Origin of the sequence: Staphylococcus sp. HMSC061G12 (assembly GCF_001838465.1) — a bacterium.
GTDB lineage: Bacteria > Bacillota > Bacilli > Staphylococcales > Staphylococcaceae > Staphylococcus > Staphylococcus simulans.
The window spans coordinates 1-209 of the sequence record NZ_KV837182.1 but is presented as its reverse complement, the minus strand read 5'-3'; the positions used below and the strand labels follow the sequence as shown (position 1 = coordinate 209).

Genomic DNA, 209 nt, shown 5'->3' with positions numbered 1-209 from the left:
GTTTGTACTCTGACGTCAACTTAGTAATCGCTTGAATTAAGGATCCATTGTAATATTCCATTACATTGGTAATTTCATTTTTTACCTTAAGTTTTTTCTCACGAATGATGTCCGTTTGCATGATGATTTCAATGTAACGGCGTAAGTCAGTGTACCATTTATCGCGATTAACTACTCCTGCTTTCACATCACGATATTTACGCAAAAGG

1 protein-coding gene is annotated in these 209 nt (G+C 35.4%); it reads right to left on the bottom strand.

Annotation, left to right across the window (positions count from 1 at the left end):
* Positions 1–209: phosphoenolpyruvate carboxylase (locus HMPREF2937_RS13165; protein WP_142351457.1), on the bottom strand; the 209-nt coding region annotated here is incomplete at both ends.